4 protein-coding genes are annotated in these 2,635 nt (G+C 63.3%); all 4 read left to right on the top strand.

Annotated elements, in window-relative coordinates; translation table 11 throughout:
- The coding region (gene cysS / locus EN893_RS28330) for a cysteine--tRNA ligase (RefSeq protein WP_128361963.1) at nucleotides 1–1,364 on the top strand (1,364 nt) is incomplete at its 5' end.
- Nucleotides 1,361–1,747, top strand: coding sequence for a VOC family protein (locus EN893_RS28325; protein ID WP_127268542.1), 387 nt, complete (start codon nucleotides 1,361–1,363; stop codon nucleotides 1,745–1,747). The genes cysS and EN893_RS28325, both read left to right, overlap by 4 nt.
- 6 nt (nucleotides 1,748–1,753) lie before the next feature.
- Complete coding sequence (locus EN893_RS28320; protein ID WP_127268543.1) at nucleotides 1,754–2,245, top strand: GFA family protein; 492 nt, start codon at nucleotides 1,754–1,756, stop codon at nucleotides 2,243–2,245.
- The coding region (locus EN893_RS28315) for a GFA family protein (RefSeq protein WP_206640187.1) at nucleotides 2,242–2,635 on the top strand (394 nt) is incomplete at its 3' end. The genes EN893_RS28320 and EN893_RS28315, both read left to right, overlap by 4 nt.

Here is a 2,635-nt window from a genome sequence, read left to right as displayed (position 1 = left end):
ATCCAGACAATGTGCGCATGTATGTCTGCGGCCCGACCGTCTACGACTTTGCCCATATCGGCAATGCCAGGCCGGTGATCGTCTTTGACGTGCTTTTCCGCTTGCTGCGTCACGTCTATGGGCAGGCGCACGTCACCTATGTGCGCAACATCACCGACGTCGACGACAAGATCAACGCGCGCGCTCTGCGCGACTTCGGCGGCGAGATCGCTTCCGGAACACTTTCGCTCAACGAGGCGATCAGGCGGGTCACCGAAAAGACCGCCGGCCAGTTCCATAGGGACGTGGCGGTTCTCGGCTGCCTGGAGCCGACGGTCGAGCCGCGCGCCACCGAATTCGTCGAGCCCCGCGCCGACGGCAAGGTCGACATGATCACCTTGATTCAAAGCCTGATCGAACGCGGCCATGCCTATGTTGCCGCGGGCGAAGTCCTGTTCGATACGGCGTCGATGCCGGACTACGGCCAGCTGTCGAAGCGCAATCTCGACGAGCAGCAGGCCGGTGCTCGCATCGCCGTCGACGCGCACAAGAAAAATCCCGGCGATTTTGTCCTGTGGAAGTTGTCGTCGCCGGAGGAGCCTGGCTGGAACTCGCCATGGGGCAGGGGTCGGCCGGGCTGGCACATCGAATGCTCGGCAATGTCGGCCGCCTATCTCGGCGAGGTGTTCGACATCCATGGCGGCGGCCTCGACCTGATCTTCCCGCACCATGAGAACGAGATCGCCCAGTCGCGCTGCGCCCATGGCACGGACGTGATGGCCAACATCTGGATGCACAACGGCTTCCTGCAGGTCGAAGGTCAGAAAATGTCGAAAAGCGTCGGCAATTTCTATTCGATCAACGAACTGCTCGAGACCGAGACGTTCGGCGGCCGCAAATGGCCGGGCGAGGTGCTGCGGCTGGCAATGCTGATGACGCACTATCGCGAACCGATCGACTTTTCCGTGCGCAAGCTGGAAGAGGCCGAGAACACGCTGCGCAAATGGAAGCGGGCGGCCGACCTTGCGCCGGCCGCCGCAGGACTGCTGCCCGTGCAGGTCATCGATGCCTTGTCGGACGATCTCGCAACCTATGCCGCCTTCCAGGTCTTGACGCAGTTGGCTGGCGAGGCAGCGGACGGCAACGATGCGGCGGCTGCGCTGAAGGCGTCGCTGCTGTTCCTCGGCTTCGATGTCGCGTCGGCGACGGTTGATGAAGACCACGTCGCCAAGGCAATCGCCAAGCGTCTCGCATTCATCGCCGCCAAGAACTGGGCCGAGGCCGACCGCATCCGCGACGAACTGCTGGCTCAAGGTGTACAGTTGAAGGACGGCAAGGATCCGGTCACTGGCGAGCGCATCACCACCTGGGAGGTAAAAAGATGATCGACCATCTCGGCATCACCGTTGCCGATTTCGACGCTTCGAAGGCTTTCTATGACAAGGCGATGGCCCCGCTTGGTGCGGCGCTGCTTTACATGGTGCCGCTGGAATATACCGGGGGTGCCAAGGTCGGCGGCTATGGCCGTGACCGGCCGGTGTTCTGGCTGAGTACCGGCAAGGACAAGCCCAGGGATCACCAGCACGTCGCCTTCACGGCGCGCAGCCGCGCCGAGGTCGATGCCTTCCATGCCGCAGCCCTTGCCGCCGGTGGCAAGGACAATGGCGGGCCAGGCCTGCGGCCGCATTATCACCCGAGCTACTATGGCGCCTTCGTCTTCGATCCCGACGGCAACAATGTCGAGGCCGTCTGCCATGTCCCGGAGTGAGCGGTGATGAGCCTCGACAACCGGCCGGTCTACACCGGCGGCTGCCAGTGCGGCGCGGTGCGCTTTCGCGTTGAAGGCGCGCTCGGCGACGCTTCGGTCTGCCATTGCCGCATGTGCCAGAAGGCGTTCGGCTCGTTCTATGCGCCGCTGGTTTCGGTGCGTGGCGCCCGGCTCGACTGGACGCGCGGCGAGCCGAAATACTTCCGCTCCTCCAACCATGTCGATCGCGGTTTTTGCGCCGATTGCGGCACGCCGCTGACCTTCACCGCGCCGGACGGCGTTGGCCTCGCCATCGGCGCGTTCGACAATCCGGCGGAGATCGTGCCGCTGATCCAATGGGGCACCGAGGCAAAGCTGCCTTATGTCGATACGATCCCGCAATTGCCGGGCGAGGAGACGATGGCCGACGTGTCGTCGGCCTCTTATCTGGCGGATCTCGTCTCCTATCAGCATCCGGACCACGACACCGAACAATGGCCGCCAAAGGAAAGATCATGACCGATCAGGTAAGAACCGGCGGCTGCCAGTGTGGCGCCGTGCGTTTCCGCATTCATGGAGCGCTCGGCCGTCCATCGATCTGCCATTGCCGCATGTGCCAGAAGCAGTTCGGCTCGTTCTTCGGTGCACTGGTCACGGTGCCCAGGGACGGCGTCGAATGGACCCATGAAGAGCCGAGCTATTTCCAGTCGTCGGTCAACATCGATCGTGGTTTCTGCGCCCGCTGCGGGACGCCGCTGACCTACCGGCAGCCCGGTGGACTTGAGATCGCTATCGGTGCCTTCGACGACCGCTCCGATCTTGCCCCGCAGATCCAGGTCAACTACGCCGCGCGGCTGCCCTGGGTGGAGACGATCTTCGATCAGCCCGTCCACCAGGATCCTGATTATT

Origin of the sequence: Mesorhizobium sp. M7A.F.Ca.CA.004.04.2.1 (assembly GCF_004022825.1) — a bacterium.
Lineage (GTDB): Bacteria > Pseudomonadota > Alphaproteobacteria > Rhizobiales > Rhizobiaceae > Mesorhizobium.
This window is presented reverse-complemented; position numbering and strand designations above follow the sequence as displayed.

What these genes read in the sequence shown, in the direction of transcription:
- EN893_RS28325 (WP_127268542.1), top strand. Translation starts at nt 1,361, where the DNA reads ATGATCGACCATCTCGGCATCACCGTTGCCGATTTCGACGCTTCGAAG.
- EN893_RS28320 (WP_127268543.1), top strand. Translation starts at nt 1,754, where the DNA reads ATGAGCCTCGACAACCGGCCGGTCTACACCGGCGGCTGCCAGTGCGGC.